General features: G+C 68.1%; 20 protein-coding genes. 11 read left to right on the top strand and 9 right to left on the bottom strand.

Going from position 1 to position 21,580, the window contains the following annotated elements; genetic code table 11:
• The first annotated feature begins 87 nt into the window (after nucleotides 1–87).
• The 5 genes from OG252_RS25800 (at nucleotide 88) to trxA (ending at nucleotide 5,010) form a co-directional block, all read left to right on the top strand.
• On the top strand, nucleotides 88–1,779 hold the full coding sequence (locus tag OG252_RS25800; RefSeq protein ID WP_266436676.1) for a protein kinase family protein: 1,692 nt from the start codon (nucleotides 88–90) through the stop codon (nucleotides 1,777–1,779).
• A gap of 74 nt (nucleotides 1,780–1,853) precedes the next feature.
• Complete coding sequence (gene sigM / locus OG252_RS25795; RefSeq protein WP_329339017.1) at nucleotides 1,854–2,579, top strand: RNA polymerase sigma factor SigM; 726 nt, start codon at nucleotides 1,854–1,856, stop codon at nucleotides 2,577–2,579.
• Nucleotides 2,576–3,499: an anti-sigma factor family protein gene (locus OG252_RS25790; protein WP_329339015.1), complete on the top strand. Its 924-nt coding sequence runs from the start codon at nucleotides 2,576–2,578 to the stop codon at nucleotides 3,497–3,499. The genes sigM and OG252_RS25790 overlap by 4 nt, the downstream gene beginning before the upstream one ends.
• Before the next feature lie 167 nt (nucleotides 3,500–3,666).
• Nucleotides 3,667–4,635: a thioredoxin-disulfide reductase gene (trxB, locus tag OG252_RS25785; RefSeq protein WP_329339013.1), complete on the top strand. Its 969-nt coding sequence runs from the start codon at nucleotides 3,667–3,669 to the stop codon at nucleotides 4,633–4,635.
• 42 nt (nucleotides 4,636–4,677) lie between these two features.
• Entirely contained in the window at nucleotides 4,678–5,010 is a 333-nt protein-coding gene (gene trxA / locus OG252_RS25780) for a thioredoxin (RefSeq protein ID WP_217234882.1), read from the top strand.
• A gap of 52 nt (nucleotides 5,011–5,062) precedes the next feature.
• On the opposite strand, the gene OG252_RS25775 is transcribed toward trxA, so the two are convergent.
• The 9 genes from OG252_RS25775 to rpmH all read right to left on the bottom strand — a co-directional run bounded on the left by OG252_RS25775 (nucleotide 5,063) and on the right by rpmH (nucleotide 11,951).
• Nucleotides 5,063–5,680: a GNAT family N-acetyltransferase gene (locus OG252_RS25775; RefSeq protein ID WP_329339011.1), complete on the bottom strand. Its 618-nt coding sequence runs from the start codon at nucleotides 5,678–5,680 to the stop codon at nucleotides 5,063–5,065.
• Nucleotides 5,681–6,002: 322 nt separating this feature from the next.
• Nucleotides 6,003–7,103, bottom strand: a complete 1,101-nt coding sequence (locus OG252_RS25770) for a ParB/RepB/Spo0J family partition protein (RefSeq protein ID WP_266436664.1) — start codon at nucleotides 7,101–7,103, stop codon at nucleotides 6,003–6,005.
• Nucleotides 7,100–8,173 carry a ParA family protein gene (locus OG252_RS25765; RefSeq protein ID WP_307680130.1) on the bottom strand — a complete coding sequence of 358 codons (1,074 nt, stop codon included), beginning with the start codon at nucleotides 8,171–8,173 and terminating at the stop codon, nucleotides 7,100–7,102. The genes OG252_RS25770 and OG252_RS25765 overlap by 4 nt, the downstream gene beginning before the upstream one ends.
• Nucleotides 8,174–8,442: 269 nt before the next feature.
• Entirely contained in the window at nucleotides 8,443–9,159 is a 717-nt protein-coding gene (gene rsmG, locus OG252_RS25760; RefSeq protein WP_208780334.1) for a 16S rRNA (guanine(527)-N(7))-methyltransferase RsmG, read from the bottom strand.
• A gap of 126 nt (nucleotides 9,160–9,285) precedes the next feature.
• Nucleotides 9,286–9,798 carry a Jag family protein gene (locus OG252_RS25755; protein WP_266436657.1) on the bottom strand — a complete coding sequence of 171 codons (513 nt, stop codon included), beginning with the start codon at nucleotides 9,796–9,798 and terminating at the stop codon, nucleotides 9,286–9,288.
• A gap of 15 nt (nucleotides 9,799–9,813) precedes the next feature.
• On the bottom strand, nucleotides 9,814–11,067 hold the full coding sequence (yidC, locus tag OG252_RS25750) for a membrane protein insertase YidC (RefSeq protein WP_266436655.1): 1,254 nt from the start codon (nucleotides 11,065–11,067) through the stop codon (nucleotides 9,814–9,816).
• 3 nt (nucleotides 11,068–11,070) lie between these two features.
• The gene (gene yidD / locus OG252_RS25745; RefSeq protein ID WP_266436653.1) at nucleotides 11,071–11,424 is read right to left on the bottom strand and encodes a membrane protein insertion efficiency factor YidD; all 354 of its coding nucleotides are present in this window, start codon (nucleotides 11,422–11,424) and stop codon (nucleotides 11,071–11,073) included.
• Complete coding sequence (rnpA, locus tag OG252_RS25740; protein WP_307676041.1) at nucleotides 11,421–11,792, bottom strand: ribonuclease P protein component; 372 nt, start codon at nucleotides 11,790–11,792, stop codon at nucleotides 11,421–11,423. Before rnpA ends, yidD begins: the two co-directional genes overlap by 4 nt.
• A 21-nt stretch (nucleotides 11,793–11,813) precedes the next feature.
• Nucleotides 11,814–11,951, bottom strand: coding sequence for a 50S ribosomal protein L34 (gene rpmH / locus OG252_RS25735; protein WP_006381191.1), 138 nt, complete (start codon nucleotides 11,949–11,951; stop codon nucleotides 11,814–11,816).
• Between the two features lie 371 nt (nucleotides 11,952–12,322).
• On the opposite strand from rpmH, the gene dnaA reads away from it, so the two are divergent.
• The 6 genes from dnaA to gyrB all read left to right on the top strand — a co-directional run bounded on the left by dnaA (nucleotide 12,323) and on the right by gyrB (nucleotide 21,565).
• Nucleotides 12,323–14,239, top strand: a complete 1,917-nt coding sequence (gene dnaA / locus OG252_RS25730; RefSeq protein ID WP_329339005.1) for a chromosomal replication initiator protein DnaA — start codon at nucleotides 12,323–12,325, stop codon at nucleotides 14,237–14,239.
• 880 nt (nucleotides 14,240–15,119) lie between these two features.
• Entirely contained in the window at nucleotides 15,120–16,250 is a 1,131-nt protein-coding gene (gene dnaN, locus OG252_RS25725; RefSeq protein WP_266436648.1) for a DNA polymerase III subunit beta, read from the top strand.
• A gap of 237 nt (nucleotides 16,251–16,487) precedes the next feature.
• Nucleotides 16,488–17,363: a phosphogluconate dehydrogenase (NAD(+)-dependent, decarboxylating) gene (gene gnd / locus OG252_RS25720; RefSeq protein ID WP_266436645.1), complete on the top strand. Its 876-nt coding sequence runs from the start codon at nucleotides 16,488–16,490 to the stop codon at nucleotides 17,361–17,363.
• A 65-nt stretch (nucleotides 17,364–17,428) separates the two neighbouring features.
• A complete protein-coding gene (recF, locus tag OG252_RS25715) occupies nucleotides 17,429–18,550 on the top strand; it encodes a DNA replication/repair protein RecF (RefSeq protein WP_329339001.1) in 1,122 nt (373 codons plus the stop codon).
• Entirely contained in the window at nucleotides 18,547–19,083 is a 537-nt protein-coding gene (locus tag OG252_RS25710; RefSeq protein WP_307676045.1) for a DUF721 domain-containing protein, read from the top strand. The genes recF and OG252_RS25710 overlap by 4 nt, the downstream gene beginning before the upstream one ends.
• A 409-nt stretch (nucleotides 19,084–19,492) precedes the next feature.
• Nucleotides 19,493–21,565 carry a DNA topoisomerase (ATP-hydrolyzing) subunit B gene (gyrB, locus tag OG252_RS25705; RefSeq protein ID WP_323186011.1) on the top strand — a complete coding sequence of 691 codons (2,073 nt, stop codon included), beginning with the start codon at nucleotides 19,493–19,495 and terminating at the stop codon, nucleotides 21,563–21,565.
• Nucleotides 21,566–21,580 lie beyond the last annotated feature (15 nt).

Genomic DNA, 21,580 nt, shown 5'->3' with positions numbered 1-21,580 from the left:
ACTGTGTGTCGTGCATAGCGGCGGACTGTGGGCACAATTGGTTTCGGCGTCGCATGGCGCGCAATGGATGGGGAGGCAGGAACGACGGTGGCGGAACGGAGCACGGCTGCCGTCGACGTGGCAGACAACAGCGGTGACGAGCCGCTGACCGCCGAGGCGGACCAGTCCACGGCCGACGGGGTGGCCAAGAACCGGGAGCGGGACACGGAAGACGTCGAGGCACAGGGGAGTGGCGGGACCGGGAGTCCCGAAAAGGCCTCACCACCGGAGCTGCACAGCGGACACAAGCTCGCCAGACGCTACCGGCTCGAGGAGTGCGTCACCCGTCTGGACGGATTCAGCAGTTGGCGTGCCGTGGACGAGAAGCTGCGTCGCGCCGTCGGCGTCCACCTGCTGCCCGCGGACCACTCGCGGGCCCGTTCGGTGCTGGCCGCGGCCCGCTCTTCCGCACTGCTGGGCGATCCGCGCTTCGTCCAAGTCCTCGACGCCGTCGAGGAGAACGACCTCGTCTACGTCGTTCACGAGTGGCTGCCCGACGCCACCGAACTGACCACGCTTCTCGCCTCCGGCCCTCTGGAGGTGTACGACGCCTACCAGTTGGTCAGCCAGATCTCCTCCGCCATGGCCGCCGCCCACCGCGAGGGCCTGGCCCATCTGCGTCTGAACCCCAACGCCGTGCTGCGCACGTCGACCGGCCAGTGGCGCATCCGTGGTCTCGCCGTCAACGCCGCACTGCGCGGCATCAGTTCCGAAACCCCGCAGCGCACCGACACGGAAGCGATCGGAGCGCTGCTGTACGCGGCGCTCACCCAGCGCTGGCCATACGAGAACGACGCCTACGGACTGTCGGGCCTGCCGAAGGACATCGGCCTCATCGCCCCCGACCAGGTGCGTGCCGGCGTCCACCGCGGCCTGTCCGAGCTGACCATGCGGGCGCTCGCCAACGACGGCGCGACCGCTTCCCGCCACGAGTCCCCGTGCACCACGCCCGAGGAACTGGTGAAGGCGATCGGCGAGATGCCCCGTATCCGCCCGCCGGAGCCGGCGTTCACCGCCCCGCCGGACTACCAGCGCACGACGTACCAGCAGGGCACGTACGGCCGTCAGGCGCCGCGTCCGGGCGTCACCCAGCCTGTTCAGGCCCCGCCGCCTCCCCTGCAGAGCCGTACCGGCAGGGCGCTGAAGTGGGCCGTCTCGGCCCTGCTCATCGCCGCCCTCGGCCTGGGCAGCTGGCAGTTGGCGGACGCGCTCATGGACCAGGGCAACAAGTCGGACGACACGAACCAGACGCAGACGACCGACGGGAACGACAAGAGTCCGACCCAGGCGCCCAGCAAGCCGATCGCCATCAGCGGGGCCAGCGACTTCGACCCGTACGGCGACGGCTCCGAGAAGCCGTCCGACATACACAAGACCTACGACAGCAGTTCCAGCACGTACTGGCAGACGGACTTCTACACGAGCGCCGACTTCGGGCGGCTGAAGCCGGGCCTCGGTGTCATCCTCGATCTCGGCAAGGTGCAGCAGGTCGGGAAGGTGACGGTCTCCTTCGTGGGGAACACGTCGGTCGAGCTTCTCGCCGCCTCCAGTGACGCAGGTTCGCAGCCGACGTCCTTCGACTCCTACACGAAGGTCGCCGGGGGCTCCGGTGCGAGTGTGACGCTCAAGCCCGACAAGTCCTTCGAGAGCCGGTACCTGCTGGTCTGGCTGACCAAGTTGCCGCAGACGGAAGAAGGCACCTTCCGCGGCCGGGTCGCTGACATCAAGGTGACCAGCTAGGGGCTTGCTGTCCGTCAGCCGACGATGGAGGGCGATCCTGCGAGAACGCAGGATCGCCGCGAGGGAGGGGTCCCATGGCGGAAGGCGCCGGATACGGCGACGTGAGCGATCAGGATCTGCTCGCCCGCCATGTCGAGGGCGATACCGAGGCCTTCGGTGAACTCGTACGTCGGCACCGCGACCGGCTCTGGGCGGTGGCCCTGCGGACGCTGGGGGACCGGGAGGAGGCCGCTGACGCCGTCCAGGACGCCCTCGTCTCCGCCTACCGGGCCGCCCACACCTTCCGGGGCCAGTCGGCGGTCACGACGTGGCTGCACCGGATCACGGTGAACGCCTGCCTGGACCGCGCCCGTAAGGCGGCCTCCCGCAAGACGTCTCCGGTCGACGACACCGAGCGCCTGGAGCAGCTGCTGGAGCCGCACGAGTCGGCCTCGGCGCCCGCCGAGCGAAACGACCTCCACCGTCAGCTCCTGGAGGCACTCGGCACCCTTCCTCCCGACCAACGGGCCGCGCTCGTTCTGGTCGACATGCAGGGCTACCCAGTCGCCGAGGCGGCCCGCGTCCTCGACGTGCCGACCGGGACGGTGAAGAGCCGCTGTGCCCGTGGCCGAGCCAGACTCCTCCCCCTGCTCAAGCATCTGCGGCCGGAAAACACCGGCGCCGAAAGAGAAGCGGGCGAGGGGCGGAACCGGACGCAGGGGACATCCGTCCCACCCGCAGCGGGGCCGCGTCAAGCGGGCCCGTCTGATACCGGACCAAGCGATTCAGCTGCAGTGAAGGGCGGAGGTGGGCGAGCGTGACATCCACGACAGACACAGCCGGGCACCCGGACGTCACGGAGATCTCCGACCTCGCCGAAGGTCTGCTCCCGCCGTCCCGTAACGCGGACGTACGACAGCATCTGGCCGAGTGCGAACTCTGCGCGGATGTCCACGCCTCCCTGGAGGAGATCCGGGGACTGCTCGGAACTCTGCCGGGTCCTCCGCGCATGCCTGCCGATGTCGCCGGCCGGATCGACGCCGCGCTCGCCGCGGAAGCTCTGCTGCACGCTACGGCCCCCGACGCCGTCGACGCGTCGGCGCCCATCAGCGCCCAGTCCCTGTCCGATGCGTCGCCCGCCTCCGGCTCGGACGACAGCGCGCATGTTTCACGTGAAACATCGACCGACCGCCCCGCAGGCCACGCGCGAGCCTCGACCACCGGCCCGGGCCGCAAGGAGACCCGGCGGGGCGGTCGACGCCGGGCAGTCGTCCTCGGCGCTGTGTTCACCGCCGCCGCCCTGGGATTCGGTTCCGTGCTGTTCTCCTCGCTCAACGACGGCAATCCGTCCGCCCCCGAGGCCCAGTCCACCACCGCGGACACCTTCTCCAAGGAGAAGCTGGAGCAGCAGGTTTCCGATCTCCTCGCCAAGAACCAGAGCGGCGACAGTGGTTCCCGTGCTCCGGACAGCCTCGGGATGGAATCCGTCCCCGGTAACTCACCCAGGGTCTTCAAGGACCCGGTGGTCCCCAGCTGCATTCAGAAGGGCATCGGCCGCGACGACGTAGCGCTCGCGACCGAGAAGGGGATCTACAAGGGGACGGAAGCGCTCCTCGTCGTGCTCCCCGACGCTCCTGACGGCACCCGGGTCACCGCCTACCTCATGGACGCGACCTGCATGGGTCAGCCGTCGTCCGCCACGGCCAAGGTCTTGCTGAAGCAGTCCTACAACGGTTCCTGAGCGCGCACGCTTCGTCTCCGTCCTGCGTGGTATCTCGTACGGTGGCGCATCCTCGTGTGCCCGGACACAGCGGGAATGCGCGCCCCTTAGGATCCGTTGGGTGGGGTGAGAGTCCTGAAAGGCGCTCCCCCGGTCCACGACGCAGTCCAGAGACGAGGAATCAAGCCGTGAGTGACGTCCGAAACGTGATCATCATCGGCTCCGGGCCCGCCGGCTACACGGCGGCGCTCTACACCGCGCGCGCGTCGCTGAAGCCGCTGGTGTTCGAGGGCGCCGTTACGGCGGGTGGCGCGCTGATGAACACCACCGAGGTGGAGAACTTCCCCGGCTTCCAGGACGGCATCATGGGCCCCGAGCTCATGGACAACATGCGCGCCCAGGCCGAGCGCTTCGGCGCCGAGCTCATCCCGGACGATGTCGTCTCCGTCGACCTGAGTGGTGAGATCAAGACCGTCACCGACACCGCGGGTACCGTCCACCAGGCGAAGGCCGTCATCGTCACCACCGGCTCTCAGCACCGCAAGCTCGGCCTGCCGAACGAGGACGCTCTCTCCGGTCGCGGTGTCTCCTGGTGCGCCACCTGCGACGGCTTCTTCTTCAAGGACCAGGACATCGCCGTGATCGGCGGCGGTGACACCGCGATGGAGGAGGCCACCTTCCTCTCCCGCTTCGCCAGGTCCGTGACGATCGTCCACCGCCGCGACACCCTGCGCGCCTCCAAGGCGATGCAGGAGCGTGCCTTCGCCGACCCGAAGATCAAGTTCGTCTGGGACAGCGAGGTCGCCGAGGTCCAGGGGGACCAGAAGCTCTCGGGCCTGAAGCTGCGCAACCTCAAGACCGGCGAACTCTCGTCTCTCCCGGTCACCGGCCTGTTCATCGCGATCGGCCACGACCCGCGCACCGAGCTCTTCAAGGGCCAGCTCGAACTGGACGAAGAGGGCTACCTGAAGGTGGAGGCGCCCTCCACGCGGACCAACCTGACCGGTGTCTTCGGTGCCGGTGACGTGGTCGACCACACCTACCGCCAGGCGATCACCGCGGCCGGCACCGGCTGCTCCGCCGCCCTCGACGCCGAGCGCTTCCTCGCCGCCCTCGCGGACGAGGAGAAGGCTGAGCCCGAGAAGACCTCCGTCTGACCCCCATCCGCCCCACCGCACCAACCAGTTAAGGAGCCCGCCGTGGCCGGCACCCTCAAGCATGTGACCGACGATTCCTTCGAGCAGGACGTTCTCAAGAGCGACAAGCCCGTCCTGGTGGACTTCTGGGCTGCCTGGTGCGGCCCGTGCCGCCAGATCGCGCCGTCCCTCGAGGCGATCGCCGCCGAGTACGGCGACAAGATCGAGGTCGTCAAGCTGAACATCGACGAGAACCCGGGTACGGCCGCCAAGTACGGCGTCATGTCCATCCCGACCCTGAACGTGTACCAGGGTGGCGAGGTCGCCAAGACCATCGTCGGTGCGAAGCCGAAGGCCGCGATCGTCCGCGACCTCGAGGACTTCATCTCCGAGTGACGTTTCACGTGAAACATGAATGGGCCGACCCTGAGGGGTCGGCCCATTCGCTTTAGAGCGGCCGGAGAACCGGTTCCTTCTGTACGGCACCCAGGAGCCGGTCCAGCGCCATCTCCACGTCCTCCTTCCAGGAGAGCGTGGTCCGCAGCTCCAGCCTCAACCGCGGGTACGTGGGATGAGGCCGAACCGTCTTGAAGCCCACCGCGAGGAGATGGTCCGCGGGCAGCAGACAGCCGGGCTCCTTCCAGCGCGCGTCTCCGAAGGCCTCGATCGCTTTGAAGCCCCGCCGCAGCAGATCCTTGGCGACCGTCTGGACCATCACCCGGCCCAGTCCCTGCCCTTGGTAGCCCGGCATGATGAACGCGGTCATCAACTGCACGGCATCGGGCGAGACAGGGCTCGTGGGGAATGCCGTCGAGCGGGGTACGTAGGCCGGAGGGGCGTAGAGCACAAAGCCCACCGGTACGTCGTCGACGTACACGACCCTGCCGCAGGATCCCCAGTCCAGGAGGACGGCGGAGATCCAGGCCTCCTTCTCGAGGGCGGGTGTTCCGGCTTTTACCGCGGCCTCGCCGCTGACTGGGTCCAACTCCCAGAAGACACACGTGCGACAGCGCTTGGGAAGGTCCTGAAGGTTGTCCAGCGTGAGCGGTACGAGCCGACGCCCCATGAAGGCTGTTCCTCGCTTCCTTCGCCCGCCGCGTCGCGGGCGGCCGTCAGAGCGCTTCGTTCCCTGAGCAGGCTGCCGACGAAGCCGCCGACGGCGCCCAGCCCCAGGCCTGCGCTCACCAGTCCTGTGCGGTTCACCGTTCGCATGGCCCCTGCCTCTCCCCTCAGAGGTGCTGCCGGGTGGATTCGCCATACCCGAACGCATCGTATCCACGATGCGATTCCACCGATACCGCCTGAAAGCAAAGAGCGGGCCGTGTCCGGTACACACCGGACACGGCCCGCCCTGGCGCCTGAGCGAGATCGCCCCGCCCGTCGGCAGATCAGTCGTCCGTCTCCTCGGAGTCACCGTCCAGGAGGCTCCTCTGCAGCACCGGCCCCTCGCCGGGGGCGAGGCTGCCGAGAATCCGCTCAAGGTCCTCCATCGAGGCGAACTCGACGGTGATCTTGCCCTTCTTCTGACCGAGGTCGACCTTCACCCGCGTCTCGAAGCGGTCCGAGAGGCGGGTCGCGAGGTCGGTCAAAGCCGGCGAGACCCGAGTACCGGCCCGCGGGCCCTTGGAGCGCTGAGCCGCCTGGGGCCGAGAGCCCATCAAGGTCACGATCTCCTCGACGGCCCGCACCGAGAGTCCCTCAGCCACGATCCGATGGGCCAGCCGGTCCTGCTCCTCCGAGTCGTCGACGGAGAGCAGGGCCCTCGCGTGTCCGGCCGAGAGGACTCCGGCTGCCACCCGCCGCTGGACCGCCGGCGAGAGCTTCAGCAGACGCAGCGTGTTGGAGACCTGCGGACGGGAGCGACCGATGCGGTCCGCCAGCTGGTCATGCGTGCAGTTGAAGTCCTTCAGCAGCTGGTCGTAGGCGGCCGCTTCTTCCAGTGGATTCAGCTGGGCGCGGTGCAGGTTCTCCAGGAGAGCGTCCAGGAGGAGCTTGTCGTCGTCCGTGGCCCGGACGATCGCCGGAATCGCCTCCAGCCCCGCCTCACGGCAGGCCCTCCAGCGCCGCTCGCCCATGATGAGCTCGTAGCGCGCGGGGCCGAGCTGCCGTACGACGACGGGCTGGAGGAGACCGACCTCCTTGATGGAGGTGACGAGCTCCTGAAGAGCGTCCTCGTCGAAGACCTCACGCGGCTGCCGGGGGTTCGGCTTGATGGAGTCGAGGGGGAGCTCCGCGAAATGGGCACCCAGGGGAGGCGCGGGCGTCTCCCCGGCACCGTTCGTCGACGGCTCGTCCGTTTCATGTGAAACAGGCGGCAGTGAGGCCACCTTCGCCGCAGCCACCCCACGGTCGGTGGTCAGCACCGGCACCGCCGCCGGGGACGTCGAAACGGCGCTACCCAGCGCGGCCGAAGCCACCGTCTTCTCCGTCGGGGCAGCAGGGATCAGTGCGCCGAGACCACGACCCAAACCCCTCCGTCGCTCGCTCACTGGATCCCCTCCACCATGCTCCGGTCGCTCTGTGCGCCGATGTGTGCGTGTGTCGCGTCGTAGGAGACGCCGACACCCTTCAGCGCGATTTCTCGCGCCGCCTCAAGATAGGACAGGGCACCGCTCGATCCTGGATCGTAGGTCAGCACCGTCTGTCCGTAGCTCGGCGCCTCGGAGATACGGACCGAGCGGGGAATGCTCGTCCGCAGCACCTCGTCGCCGAAGTGACTGCGCACCTCGTCCGCGACCTGGGACGCGAGACGCGTCCGGCCGTCGTACATGGTGAGCAGGATCGTCGATACATGCAGGGTGGGGTTGAGGTGCCCCCGAACCAGATCGACGTTGCGCAGCAGCTGACCGAGGCCCTCCAGTGCGTAGTACTCGCACTGGATCGGGATGAGGACCTCCTGGCCGGCGACCAGCGCGTTGACCGTCAGCAGGCCGAGCGAGGGCGGGCAGTCGATGAGGATGTAGTCCAGCGGCTGCTCGTAGGCCTGGATCGCCCGCTGCAGTCGGCTCTCTCGCGCCACCAGGGACACCAGCTCGATCTCCGCACCGGCGAGATCGATCGTGGCAGGGGCGCAGAAGAGGCCCTCGACATCAGGGACCGGCTGGACGACCTCGGCGAGAGGCCTGCTGTCGACCAGCACGTCGTAGATGGAAGGGACCTCGGCGTGATGGTCTATCCCCAACGCCGTGGAGGCGTTGCCCTGCGGGTCAAGGTCGATCACCAGGACACGGCTGCCATGCAGAGCGAGCGACGCGGCAAGGTTGACGGTCGTCGTCGTCTTGCCCACACCGCCCTTCTGGTTGGCGACCACCATGACGCGGGTCTGCTCGGGACGCGGCAGACCTTCGCCGGCGCGGCCCAGAGCCTCTACCGCCAGTTGGGCAGCACGACCGATCGGAGTGTCGTCCATCGGGGGTGGTGTTTCACGTGAAACATCCTCCCCCATCGACTCGGTACGGGGACCGGGGACCGGATCGGTCATCGGTCCCGCGATGTTGGCGTCGGACCGCAAGGATTCACTCTCCTCGACTTCAGGCTCGCAATGAACAGAGCCTCCCATGCCTTCGGGGTCGTGAACCAGTGAGGCCTGTTGTTCTGTGGAGAAATCCACGTCTGTGGACAACTCAGGTCCCTCATCGAGTGAACCGAGAGGCTTTCGGTCGCGGGGTTCGGCCGCGGCTCGGCCCCGGCTGATGATGCCGTGTAGCAGTGAGCGACGTTTCACGTGAAACACGATGCACAGCAACGAGGCCCGAACTGTCGCGACACTCCGGCATGGGTACGTTTGGCAGCTTGTGTGGAGTACGTCTCGTCGTCAGGCAGGACGGATCAGCGGCGCCGACGTGCACGTCCCGTCCTGGCCGCCTTCGCTCGCTTCGCCGCGAAGCGCACACCACCCGGACTCTCGCCGACTTCGACCCGTACGACGGTGGACAACGGATCCACCACGCCCTCACCCACATGCAGGATGGATGTCTCCACGGCACCGAGCTTGCTCAGTGCAGTAGCCGCACTCTTGAGCTCCTCCTCCGCGGTGTCGCCCTTGAGCGCGAGCATCTCCCCGTAGGGACGCAGCAGGGGGATGCCCCAGGTCGCCAGCCGGTCCAGTGGAGCCACGGCTCGTGCCGTCACCACATGGACGGGTGTGAGTTTGCCCATGACCTCTTCGGCTCGCCCACGAACGACCGTCACATGGTCCAGGCCCAAGAGCTCCACGACCTCGGTCAGGAAGGTGGTGCGCCGCAGCAAGGGCTCCAGCAGCGTGATCTTCAGGTCTTCCCGGACGAGCGCCAGGGGAATGCCGGGCAGACCCGCACCCGAGCCGACATCGCACACCGTCACACCCTCGGGAACGACCTCCGAGAGCACCGCGCAGTTCAGCAGGTGCCGCTCCCAGAGGCGCGGCACCTCGCGTGGACCGATCAGGCCGCGCTGCACGCCCGCCTCGGCGAGCAGCTCCGCGTATCGCACCGCGTCCGCGAAGCGATCACCGAACACCTCACGGGCATGTTCGGGCGCGGGGGGAAGCTCCGCTGCCTCCGTCACGGGGGACCGTCCTTCCGTACCGCGTAGACGCGCCGGGCGCCGACGCCAGAACCACCAGAACTATCAGGCTGACAAAGTCCGGCCCCGCCTGCCGGGCAGACGGGGCCGGAGGAACGTACGGGCCGATCAGGCGGGAAGAACCACGACGAAGCGCTGCGGTTCCTCGCCCTCGGACTCGCTGCGCAGGCCGGCAGCCTTGACCGCGTCGTGCACGACCTTGCGCTCGAACGGTGTCATCGGCTTCAGCTTCACGGACTCACCGGTGTTCCTGACCTCGGCCGCGGCCTTGGCCCCGAGCTCGGACAGCTCGGCGCGCTTCTTGGCGCGGTAGCCCGCGATGTCCAGCATCAGCCGGCTGCGGTCCCCGGTCTCCCGGTGCACGGCCAGGCGCGTGAGCTCCTGCAGGGCTTCCAGCACCTCGCCGTCGCGACCGACCAGCTTCTGCAGGTCGCGGCCGCTCGCGTCGCTGATGATCGACACAGCGGCGCGATCGGCCTCGACGTCCATGTCGATGTCGCCGTCGAGGTCGGCGATGTCGAGCAGACCCTCGAGGTAGTCCGCCGCGATCTCGCCCTCCTGCTCCAGGCGGGTCAGGGTGTCTACGCCCTCGGCAGCGGCGGAGGTGGTGCCTTCCGTCACGGGATGGACTCCTTCTTACTTCTTGGACGGGGACTTGGGCCGCTGCGGACCCTTGCGCTGTCCGGACTGGGCCTTGCTGCGGGTACCGCCGGTTTTCTTGGCAGCGGCGGAGGGCTTGGCGTCCTCGGGCTCGTCGGACTTGATCAGCGACGGGCCTTCACCGGCCGCCTTGGGAGCACCGGACTGGCGCTGGGACTTGCTCTGCCGCTTGGGCTGCTGACGCTTGGGAGCGGCGGCGCTCGTGGGCGTACCGTCCTCGGTCTGCGATACGGCCTGGGCCTCGCCCTTCACCACGTTGCCGTCGGCCTGGGCCGTGAGGCCCGCCTTGTTCAGGCCGTTGATGAACTTGCGCTCGAACTCGTTGCGGTCGCGGCCCTTGGCCACGATGGCCTTGACGATGGCCCTCTCGCCGCGGCCGCGCGTCTTGCCGTGGTGCGTGACGTGCTTGTACAGACGCTCCAAGTAAGCGGCCTGCGCCTTGGAACCCGGAGTCGGGTTGTTGCGGATGACGTACATCTGCTGGCCCATGGTCCACACGTTGGTGGTCAGCCAGTAGACGAGGACACCGACCGGGAAGTTGATGCCGAAGACGGCGAACATGATGGGGAAGACGTACATCAGCATCTTCTGCTGCTGCATGAACGGCGTCTTCACCGTGGTGTCGACGTTCTTCGTCATCAGCTGACGCTGCGTGTAGAACTGCGACGCCGACATCATGACGATCATGACCGCGGTCACGATGCGCACCGTGGTCAGCGAAGCGTCGAGGGCGGCGACGTCCGAGCCGCTGTCGGTGAACTTCGCGGCCAACGGAGCGCCGAAGATGTGCGCCTTCTGCGCGCTGTCCAGCAGGCTCTGGTTGATGGAGCCAATGGTGTCGTTGTTCGCGATGCTGTTGAGCACGTGGTACAGGGCGAAGAAGAACGGCGACTGCGCCAGGATGGGAAGGCACGAGGAGAGCGGGTTGGTGCCCGTCTCCTTGTACAGCTTCATCATCTCTTCGGACTGACGCTGCTTGTCGTTCTTGTAGCGCTCCTGGATCTTCTTCATCTCGGGCTGCAGCGTCTGCATGGCCCGGGTCGCCTTGATCTGCTTCACGAAGAGCGGGATCAGGCAGATACGGATCAGGATCACCAGAGACACGATGGACAGGCCCCAGGCCCACCCGGTGTCATCGCCGAAGATGGCGCCGTACACCGTGTGGAACTGGACGATGACCCAGGAGACAGGTGTCGTGATGAAGCTGAAGAAGCTGGCAATCGTGTCCACTAATCATGCTCCTTGGGCATGGGACGGGGTCTCTGCGGCCGGGCTCGTAGGAGCCTGCCCCTCGGTGGCCGGTTCGGCGGAGGAGGGCCCGCCCCTGCGTGTACGCCAGGCGCCACGCAGCATTTCGTGCCACCGCGGACGCTTGCGCGGCGGGACATGGTCCACACCGCCCAGCGACCACGGATTGCACCGCAGGATGCGCCAGGCCGTGAGTCCCGTGCCCTTGATCGCACCATGCCGGTCGATGGCCTGGTACCCGTAGTGGGAGCACGACGGGTAGTACTTGCACACCGGCCCGAGCAACGGGCTGATGGTCCACTGGTACAGCTTGATCAGCGCCAGCAGCGGGTACTTCATCGCGCGCCCCCTCCCAGCAACCGCTCCAGGGCGGCATCCAGGTCTTGGGCCAGTTGTGCATGATCGGCGTCGCCCGCAGCGGGCAACGCTCGTACGACTACCAGGCTACCGGGGGGCAACGAGGCGACTCGATCGCGCATCAGGTGGCGAAGTCTGCGCTTCACCTTGTTACGCACCACCGCACCGCCCACGGCCTTGCTCACGACGAAACCCGCACGCGTCGGGGGAGCGCTCTCCCCAGGCGCGTGCGGGTTCGTTGCACCGCTACGAAGGTGGACGACGAGAGACGGGCGTCCGGCCCGACGACCTCGTCGTACCGCGGTCGCGAAGTCCTCGCGCCGCCTCAGCCGGTTCTCGGTGGGCAGCACGATGTCATGACCTGACCGGAATCAGGCCGACAGGCTGGCGCGACCCTTGCCACGGCGGTTCGCGAGAATCGCGCGGCCGGCGCGGGTGCGCATCCGCAGGCGGAAGCCGTGGGTCTTGGCGCGACGACGGTTGTTCGGCTGGAAGGTGCGCTTGCTCACTCGGGGGCTCCAGAATAAATCGGGGTTTTCGCGGTGCCGTCCTGGCTGTCACCGTGCGCCCACGAGTAGCTCGCGTCACGCCCGAGTGCACCGCTGACCGATCACCCAAATGATCTGTGCCCATCGGAGGCAGGCGGCAGCAGCCATCGACAACTCGACCTGGTTACGGTACGCGCGGCTACGCCATCCGGTCAAACCAGCAGTCACCAGGAGACACTATCCACAGGCTGGGGACAACAACTTGAACCGCACCCGTCGCCCTGACTACCGTGGCTGGACTCCGATTCGTTCCCTTGTACCTGCCCCACCCCATTTGAATCCCGACCGTTCCCGAACCACACGTTCGTGGGACCCGTGAGAGAGCGTGCCCTGTGGCTGACGTACCTGCCGATCTTGCCGCAGTGTGGCCACGAGTACTCGAGCAGCTTCTCGGTGAAGGGCGTGGGCAGGGTGTCGAGGTCAAGGACGAGCACTGGATCCGACGCTGCCAGCCGCTCGCGCTCGTGGCGGACACCGCACTGCTCGCCGTACCGAACGAATTCGCGAAGGGCGTGCTCGAAGGCCGCCTCGCCCCCGTCGTCAGCGAAACCCTGAGCCGCGAGTGCGGACGTCCGATCCGCATCGCGATCACCGTCGACGACTCCGCCGGCGAACCCCCGGGCCCCCCGAGCCCGCCGCCCAGGCCCCAGCAGCGCTACGAGGAGCCCGAGCTCCCCTCCGGCCAGTACGAGAGTTACGGCCGCCACCGCGCCGACGACCAGAGGCCGGGCCGCTCCGAGCAGCACCCGGGCCCCCAGGGCGACCACACGCCCCGCCCGGACGGGCTCCCGAACGCGCGCCCCGCATACCCCTCGGAGTACCAGCGCCCCGAGCCCGGCGCCTGGCCCCGCCCGCAGCAGGACGACTACGGCTGGCAGCAGCAGCGCCTCGGCTTCCCCGAGCGCGACCCGTACGCCTCGCCGTCACAGGACTCCTACGGCGGCCGCTCCCAGGACGCGTACTCACAGGATTACCGTCCGCAGTCGATGGAGCGCCCGCCGTACGACAACCAGCGCCCCGAGTACGAGCAGCGACCGGACTACGGCCGCCACCGCGCCGACGAGGAGCAGCGCGACGCCCGCCGCGAGCGGCCCGAGCCACCGTCCGGCTCCGGGCACATGAGCCGCGGCGGTCCGGTCGGTTCCCATCTGCCCACCACCGGCGCCCCCGGCCCGCTGGCCGCGCAGCCCGCGCCGGCGACCGGTCCGGGCGAGCCGACCGCGCGCCTGAACCCGAAGTACCTCTTCGACACCTTCGTCATCGGCGCCTCGAACCGCTTCGCGCACGCGGCCGCGGTGGCCGTCGCCGAGGCGCCCGCGAAGGCGTACAACCCCCTGTTCATCTACGGGGAGTCGGGACTTGGCAAAACGCATCTGCTGCACGCGATCGGCCACTACGCGCGCAGCCTCTACCCGGGCACCCGCGTCCGCTATGTGAGCTCGGAGGAGTTCACCAACGAGTTCATCAACTCCATCCGCGACGGCAAGGGCGACAGCTTCCGCAAGCGCTACCGCGAGATGGACATCCTGCTCGTCGACGACATCCAGTTCCTCGCGGACAAGGAGTCGACGCAGGAGGAGTTCTTCCACACCTTCAACACGCTCCACAACGCCAACAAGCAGATCGTGCTGTCCAGCGACCGGCCGCCCAAGCAGCTGGTGACGCTGGAGGACCGGCTGCGGAACCGTTTCGAGTGGGGCCTGATCACCGACGTCCAGCCGCCCGAGCTGGAGACGCGCATCGCGATCCTGCGCAAGAAGGCGGTCCAGGAGCAGCTCAACGCCCCGCCGGAGGTGCTGGAGTTCATCGCGTCCCGGATCTCGCGCAACATCCGCGAGTTGGAGGGCGCGCTGATCCGGGTGACGGCGTTCGCGTCGCTCAACCGGCAGCCGGTGGACCTCGGCCTGACGGAGATCGTCCTCAAGGACCTCATCCCCGGCGGCGAGGACTCGGCCCCGGAGATCACCTCCACGGCCATCATGGGCGCGACCGCCGACTACTTCGGGCTCACGGTCGAGGACCTGTGCGGCACCTCTCGCGGCCGCGCGCTGGTGACGGCCCGCCAGATCGCCATGTACCTGTGCCGCGAGCTGACGGACCTCTCCCTGCCGAAGATCGGCGCGCTGTTCGGCGGCCGCGACCACACGACGGTCATGCACGCGGACCGCAAGATCCGCAATCTGATGGCCGAGCGGCGCTCCATCTACAACCAGGTCACCGAGCTGACGAACCGCATCAAGAACGGCTGACAGAGCCGCTCGTACGCCTCTGAGGGCGCCCCCGGGACGGATTCCCGTGGGCGCCCTCAGTCGTTCCGGAGACCGACCCCGAGTCCGTCGCGGCATCCGCTGTTCGAATAGCTGCCGGGTTACGGCCTCTCTCCACAGATCCGGCGACTTTCTTCCGTCCACATCCTGGGGACTGGGAAGTTGTCCAGATCGTGTCCACAGGGACCCTCGTCGAGAGATCATCAGACCAGGTCAGGTGGCTGTGGATCCGTGGACGAACGATCTCCACAGACTGTGGACAGCGAGATGATCCACAGCCTGTGCATCGAGTTGTCCACCGGCCGCCCACAGGCTGAGGGCGGTTGTCCCCAGCGATCCCCAGCTTCTCCACACCGCTGTCCACTGTTCGGCAACGCGACGCGCCTCCTCACCGTGTCGAGTGAAAGGCGTCACATGAAGGTGCCGGGTTGGGCTGTGGGAAACGTGGGTAAAGCTGGGGACGGTGCTGGGGAGAAGTAGCCCGAGGCTGTGCATGGAGTGTGCAGAACTTTCCGTTCTCCACAGATACGCCCGGTTGTCCACCGTCGTCACCCACAGGGTCGGTGGACAAAATTTCCCCTCTGAGCTGGGAAAACGGGGTTATCCACGGTATCCACAGGCCCTACTACTACTCCCAACTAGAGAGAGCTGGGAATCCGTTTCGAAGCGGGCCCTGTGCACAACTCGCTGTCCGGCCCCCGACTGCCCCTCGTCACGACTTGACCCCGAGAGGCACCGACTGTCAGTGCTGTGCGTCAGACTGGTCCCCGGTGTCCTTCCCCTCACAGGGATCGACGACACCGCGACAGACGACGAAGCCAGGCAGGGCGAGAAGCGCCGGCAACAGCAGGAGGCGGCAACGGTGAAGATCCGGGTGGAACGCGACGTACTCGCGGAGGCAGTGGCCTGGGCGGCACGCAGCCTCCCGGCCCGTCCGCCGGCGCCTGTCCTCGCCGGCCTTCTCCTGAAGGCCGAGGACGGCCAGCTGAGTCTGTCCAGCTTCGACTACGAGGTCTCGGCACGGGTGTCCGTGGAGGCGGAGGTCGACGAGGAGGGCACGGTGTTGGTCTCCGGCCGCCTCCTTGCCGACATCTCGCGCGCCCTCCCCAACCGTCCGGTGGAGATTTCCACAGACGGTGTACGGGCGACGGTGGTCTGCGGCTCCTCGCGCTTCACACTCCACACACTGCCTGTGGAGGAGTACCCGGCCCTGCCGCAGATGCCGAACGCGACGGGCACCGTCCCCGGCGAGGTCTTCGCCGCGGCCGCCGCCCAGGTCGCCATCGCCGCCGGCCGTGACGACACGCTGCCCGTCCTCACCGGTGTACGCATCGAGATCGAGGGCGACACGGTCACGCTGGCGTCCACCGACCGCTACCGCTTCGCGGTCCGCGAGTTCCTGTGGAAGCCGGAGAACCCCGAGGCGTCCGCGGTGGCCCTGGTGCCCGCCAAGACGCTCCTGGACACCGCCAAGGCCCTCACGAGCGGCGACAGCGTCATCCTGGCGCTGTCCGGCGGTGGGTCGGGCGAGGGCCTGATCGGTTTTGAGGGCGCCGGCCGTCGTACGACGACCCGTCTGCTGGAGGGCGACCTCCCGAAGTACCGCTCGCTGTTCCCGACGGAGTTCAACTCCGTGGCCGTCATCGAGACCGCCCCCTTCGTGGAGGCCGTCAAGCGTGTGGCCCTGGTCGCCGAGCGCAACACCCCGGTGCGGCTCAGCTTCGAGCAGGGCGTGCTGATCCTGGAGGCGGGGTCCAGCGACGACGCACAGGCTGTGGAGCGGGTCGACGCCCAGCTGGAGGGCGACGACGTCTCGATCGCCTTCAACCCGACGTTCCTGCTGGACGGCCTGAGCGCCATCGACTCCCCGGTGGCCCAGCTGTCCTTCACGACGTCCACGAAGCCGGCCCTGCTCAGCGGCAAGCCGGCCCTGGACGCCGAGGCGGACGAGGCCTACAAGTACCTGATCATGCCGGTGCGGCTCAGCGGCTGAGCGATGTGAACCCGGCCACTTCGCCGGACGTCCCTGCTGGGGGTGTGGGGGGTCGTCCCCCACAAGATCGCAGTATGCCGGTGCGGCTCAGCGGCTGACCGGGTCCGTCGGAGAACCCGCAGGTCGGGGCCTACGTCTGAGCGCGTATGCCCACAGATGTGCGCGAGCGTCCGGGTTTAGGCTCGGACGCAGGTACGGAAGTGCCGTAACGCCACGTCGCACACCTAAGGAACACTGATGGAGCTCGGTCTCGTCGGCCTCGGCAAGATGGGCGGCAACATGCGCGAGCGGATCCGCCGCGCAGGCCACACCGTCATCGGATACGACCGCAACCCGGACCTCGCCGACGTCCACAGCCTCGCTGAGCTTGTGGGCAAGCTCAAGGGCCCGCGCGTGGTCTGGGTGATGGTTCCGGCCGGTGCCCCGACCCAGGCGACCGTCGACGAGCTCGCCGACCTGCTGGCACCCGGGGACGTCGTCGTGGACGGCGGGAACTCCCGCTGGACCGACGACGAGAAGCACGCTGAGGAGCTGGCGGCCAAGGGCATCGGCTTCGTCGACTGCGGAGTCTCCGGCGGCGTCTGGGGCCTGGAGAACGGCTACGCGCTGATGTACGGCGGCGACGCGGAGAACGTCGCCAAGGTGCGGCCGATCTTCGACGCCCTCAAGCCGGAAGGTGACGCAGGCTCGGTGCACGCCGGCAAGGTCGGCGCGGGCCACTTCGCGAAGATGGTCCACAACGGCATCGAGTACGCGATGATGCAGGCTTATGCCGAGGGCTGGGAGCTCCTGGAGAAGGTCGACTCCGTGACCGACGTCCGGGAGGTCTTCCGCTCCTGGCAGGAGGGCACGGTCATTCGCTCCTGGCTGCTCGACCTCGCGGTGAACGCCCTCGACGAGGACGAGCACCTGGACAGGCTGAAGGGTTTTGCACAGGACTCCGGCGAGGGACGCTGGACTGTGGAAGCCGCCATCGACAACGCCGTGCCGCTGCCCGCGATCACGGCCTCCCTCTTCGCGCGGTTCGCGTCGCGCCAGGAGGACTCGCCGCAGATGAAGATGGTCGCCGCGCTGCGGAACCAGTTCGGCGGCCACGCGGTCGAGAAGAAGTAATCCACAGGGCTGCACAGCGGTCCACGAACTGCAGTCCACGAGCTGGGGGAGGTCGGCGCCCGACCATGCACGTCACGCATCTGTCGCTGGCCGACTTCCGCTCGTACGCCCGGGTCGAAGTTCCGCTCGACCCGGGCGTCACCGCCTTCGTCGGCCCGAACGGGCAGGGCAAGACGAATCTGGTCGAGGCGATCGGCTACCTCGCCACCCTCGGCAGCCACCGTGTCTCCTCGGATGCCCCGCTGGTCCGCATGGGTGCCGACCGCGCGGTCATCCGGGCCCAGGTCAGACAGGGCGAGCGGCAGCAGCTGGTCGAGCTGGAGCTGAACCCCGGCCGGGCCAACCGGGCCCGCATCAACAGGTCCTCGCAGGTCAGACCGCGTGACGTGCTGGGGATCGTACGGACTGTGCTGTTCGCGCCCGAGGATCTCGCGCTGGTCAAGGGTGATCCCGGCGAGCGGCGCCGCTTCCTCGACGAGCTGATCACCGCACGCTCTCCGCGGATGGCCGGCGTTCGTTCCGACTACGAACGCGTCCTCAGGCAGCGCAACACGCTGCTGAAGTCGGCCGCGCTCGCCCGCCGGCACGGCGGCCGTTCCATGGACCTGTCCACCCTCGACGTCTGGGACCAGCATCTCGCGCGCGTGGGCGCCGAGCTGCTCGCCCAGCGGCTCGACCTGATCGCGGCGATCCAGCCGCTGGCCGACAAGGCGTACGAGCAGCTGGCGCCCGGCGGCGGCCCTGTCGCCCTGGAGTACAAGCCGTCCGCGCCGGGCGAGGCCCACACGCGCGAGGACCTCTACGAGCAGGTCATGGCCGCGCTGGCCGAGGCCCGCAAGCAGGAGATCGAGCGGGGCGTCACGCTCGTCGGACCGCACCGGGACGAACTGCTGCTCAAGCTCGGCCAGATGCCCGCCAAGGGCTATGCCTCGCACGGCGAGTCGTGGTCGTACGCGCTGGCCTTGCGTCTGGCGTCGTACGACCTCCTCAGGGCGGAGGGCAACGAACCGGTGCTCGTTCTGGACGACGTCTTCGCCGAGTTGGACACCCGTCGCCGCGAGCGGCTGGCCGAGTTGGTCGCGCCGGGCGAGCAGGTACTGGTGACGGCCGCGGTCGACGACGACGTACCGCACGTGCTGACGGGTACACGGTTCACCGTGGCGGACGGGACGGTGGGGCGCGTATGAGCACCGAAGACGGACCGGCCCCCGAAAAGAAGCCCGAACCCTCCGGCGTCGACCTCGCGCGCGTGGCGCTCAGGGCCGCCAAGGAGCAGGCACGCGCGCGTGGGGACGCGGTGCAGCAGAAGAAGCAGGCGCGTCGGGGCGGCCTGCGCTCCGGCGCGCGCGCCGACGGACGTGACCCCATGGCGCTGGGCGCCGCGATCAACCGGCTGATCACCGAGCGCGGTTGGGAGGCGCCGGCCGCGGTGGGCGGGGTGATGGGCCGCTGGCCGCAGATCGTCGGCGAGGACCTGGCCAAGCACTGTGAGCCGGAGAAGTACGACGAGGACGAGCGGGTCCTGGTCGTGCGCTGCGACTCCACGGCCTGGGCGACGAACCTGCGTCTGCTCGCTCCGCAGCTGATCGCACGCCTGAACGAGGACCTGGGCCACGGCACGGTGACGCTGATCAAGGTGCAGGGCCCCGGCGGCCCTCCCCGCCGCTACGGCCCGCTGCGCGCCCCCGGCAGCACGGGACCCGGCGACACCTACGGGTGACGGGCGCGCCCGTGGTGACCGGCTGCGCCCACGTGCGAACGGCCGCATCAAAGGGTGACTGACGTCACAACCACAGGTCCCGGACGATCCCGTCGGGTCACCGCACGCGGTTGCGAATGCCGACCTGACTCCCAAGTAGCCAAGGGTTGACAGCCCGAAGCGCTGAGTGCCTCCGTGAGCCTCCTTGAGCCCCGTTCCGTATATGGGGACCCGGAAGACGCCGGTTGAGGGCGGCACATGCGGACTCAGGTACCGGCAAACCCCCATCACTGTCGGCGCTACCGGTAGACTGGAAGCTAATCCCGCCCCAATCGTGGGGACCGCCCGGGAAAAGCTGAGCAACGCTGATCAAGGCTTACCAACGCAACATGCCGCAGCCGCTCCGGCAACCCGCCGACGAGCCCGGCTCGTGCTGTGCCAGAAAGGGCGCTTCGTGGCCGATTCCGGCAACCCCAACGAGAACATCCCGTCCACCGAGGCCACGGCCGGAATCGCCGAGGCCTCAGTCACGGCGTCGTACGACGCCAGTGCCATCACCGTCCTCGAGGGCCTGGACGCGGTCCGCAAGCGACCCGGTATGTACATCGGCTCGACCGGCGAGCGCGGACTGCACCACCTCGTGTACGAGGTCGTCGACAACTCGGTCGACGAGGCGCTGGCCGGCCACGCGGACACCATCGACGTGACGATCCTGGCCGACGGCGGCGTCCGCGTCGTCGACAACGGCCGTGGCATCCCGGTGGGCATCGTGGCCTCCGAGGGCAAGCCGGCCCTCGAGGTCGTTCTGACCGTGCTGCACGCGGGCGGCAAGTTCGGCGGCGGCGGTTACGCGGTCTCCGGCGGTCTGCACGGCGTGGGCGTCTCCGTCGTGAACGCCCTGTCGTCGAAGGTCGCCGTCGAGGTCAAGACCGACGGGTACCGCCACACGCAGGACTACAAGATGGGCGTCCCCACGGCGCCGTTGGTCAAGCACGAGGCCACGGACGAGACCGGCACGTCGGTCACCTTCTGGGCCGACGCCGACATCTTCGAGACCACGGAGTACTCCTTCGAGACGCTCTCGCGGCGTTTCCAGGAGATGGCGTTCCTCAACAAGGGTCTGACGATCAAGCTCACCGACGAGCGCGAGTCGGCGAAGGCCACCTCCGGGGCGGACGAGGCGGGCGCGGACGAGACCGCCGAGGTCAAGACCGTCACGTACCACTACGAGGGCGGCATCGTCGACTTCGTGAAGTACCTCAACTCCCGCAAGGGAGAGGCGGTGCACCCGACGGTGATCGACCTCGAGGCCGAGGACAAGGACAAGAGCCTTTCCCTCGAAGTCGCGATGCAGTGGAACAGCGGTTACAGCGAGGGCGTGTACTCCTTCGCGAACATCATCCACACGCACGAGGGCGGTACCCACGAAGAGGGCTTCCGCTCGGCGCTCACCAACCTGATCAACAAGTACGCGCGCGACAAGAAGCTGCTGCGCGAGAAGGACGACAACCTCACGGGTGACGACATCCGCGAGGGTCTGACGGCGATCATCTCGGTGAAGCTCAGCGAGCCGCAGTTCGAGGGCCAGACCAAGACCAAGCTGGGCAACACGGAGGCCAAGACCTTCGTCCAGAAGGCGGTCTACGAGCACCTGAACGACTGGCTGGACCGCAACCCGGTCGAGGCGGCGGACATCGTCCGCAAGGGCATCCAGGCGGCCACCGCGCGCGTGGCGGCGCGCAAGGCGCGCGACCTGACCCGCCGCAAGGGCCTCCTGGAGACCGCGTCCCTGCCGGGCAAGCTCTCCGACTGCCAGTCGAACGACCCCATCAAGTGCGAGATCTTCATCGTCGAGGGTGACTCCGCCGGCGGCTCGGCCAAGTCCGGCCGCAACCCGGAGTACCAGGCGATCCTCCCGATCCGCGGCAAGATCCTGAACGTGGAGAAGGCCAGGATCGACAAGATCCTTCAGAACCAGGAGATCCAGGCGTTGATCTCGGCCTTCGGCACCGGAGTCCACGAGGACTTCGACATCGAGAAGCTGCGCTATCACAAGATCATCCTGATGGCGGACGCCGACGTCGACGGTCAGCACATCAGCACCCTGCTGCTGACCTTCCTGTTCCGCTTCATGCGGCCACTGGTGGAGGCCGGGCACGTGTACCTCTCCCGTCCCCCGCTGTACAAGATCAAGTGGGGCCGGGACGACATCGAGTACGCCTACTCGGACCGCGAGCGCGACGCGCTGATCGAGATGGGCCGCCAGCGCGGCAAGCGCATCCGCGAGGACTCGATCCAGCGCTTCAAGGGTCTCGGCGAGATGAACGCCGAGGAACTGCGCATCACGACCATGGACCAGGAGCACCGCGTGCTCGGCCAGGTCACCCTCGACGACGCCGCCCAGGCCGACGACCTGTTCTCGGTCCTCATGGGCGAGGACGTCGAGGCGCGCCGCCAGTTCATCCAGCGCAACGCCAAGGACGTCCGCTTCCTCGACATCTGAGTCGGTCTCAGCTGA

Source organism: Streptomyces sp. NBC_01352 (assembly GCF_036237295.1).
Lineage (GTDB): Bacteria > Actinomycetota > Actinomycetes > Streptomycetales > Streptomycetaceae > Streptomyces > Streptomyces plumbiresistens.
Note: the sequence above shows the minus strand (reverse complement) of the source record. Positions and strands in the feature narration are given on the sequence as shown.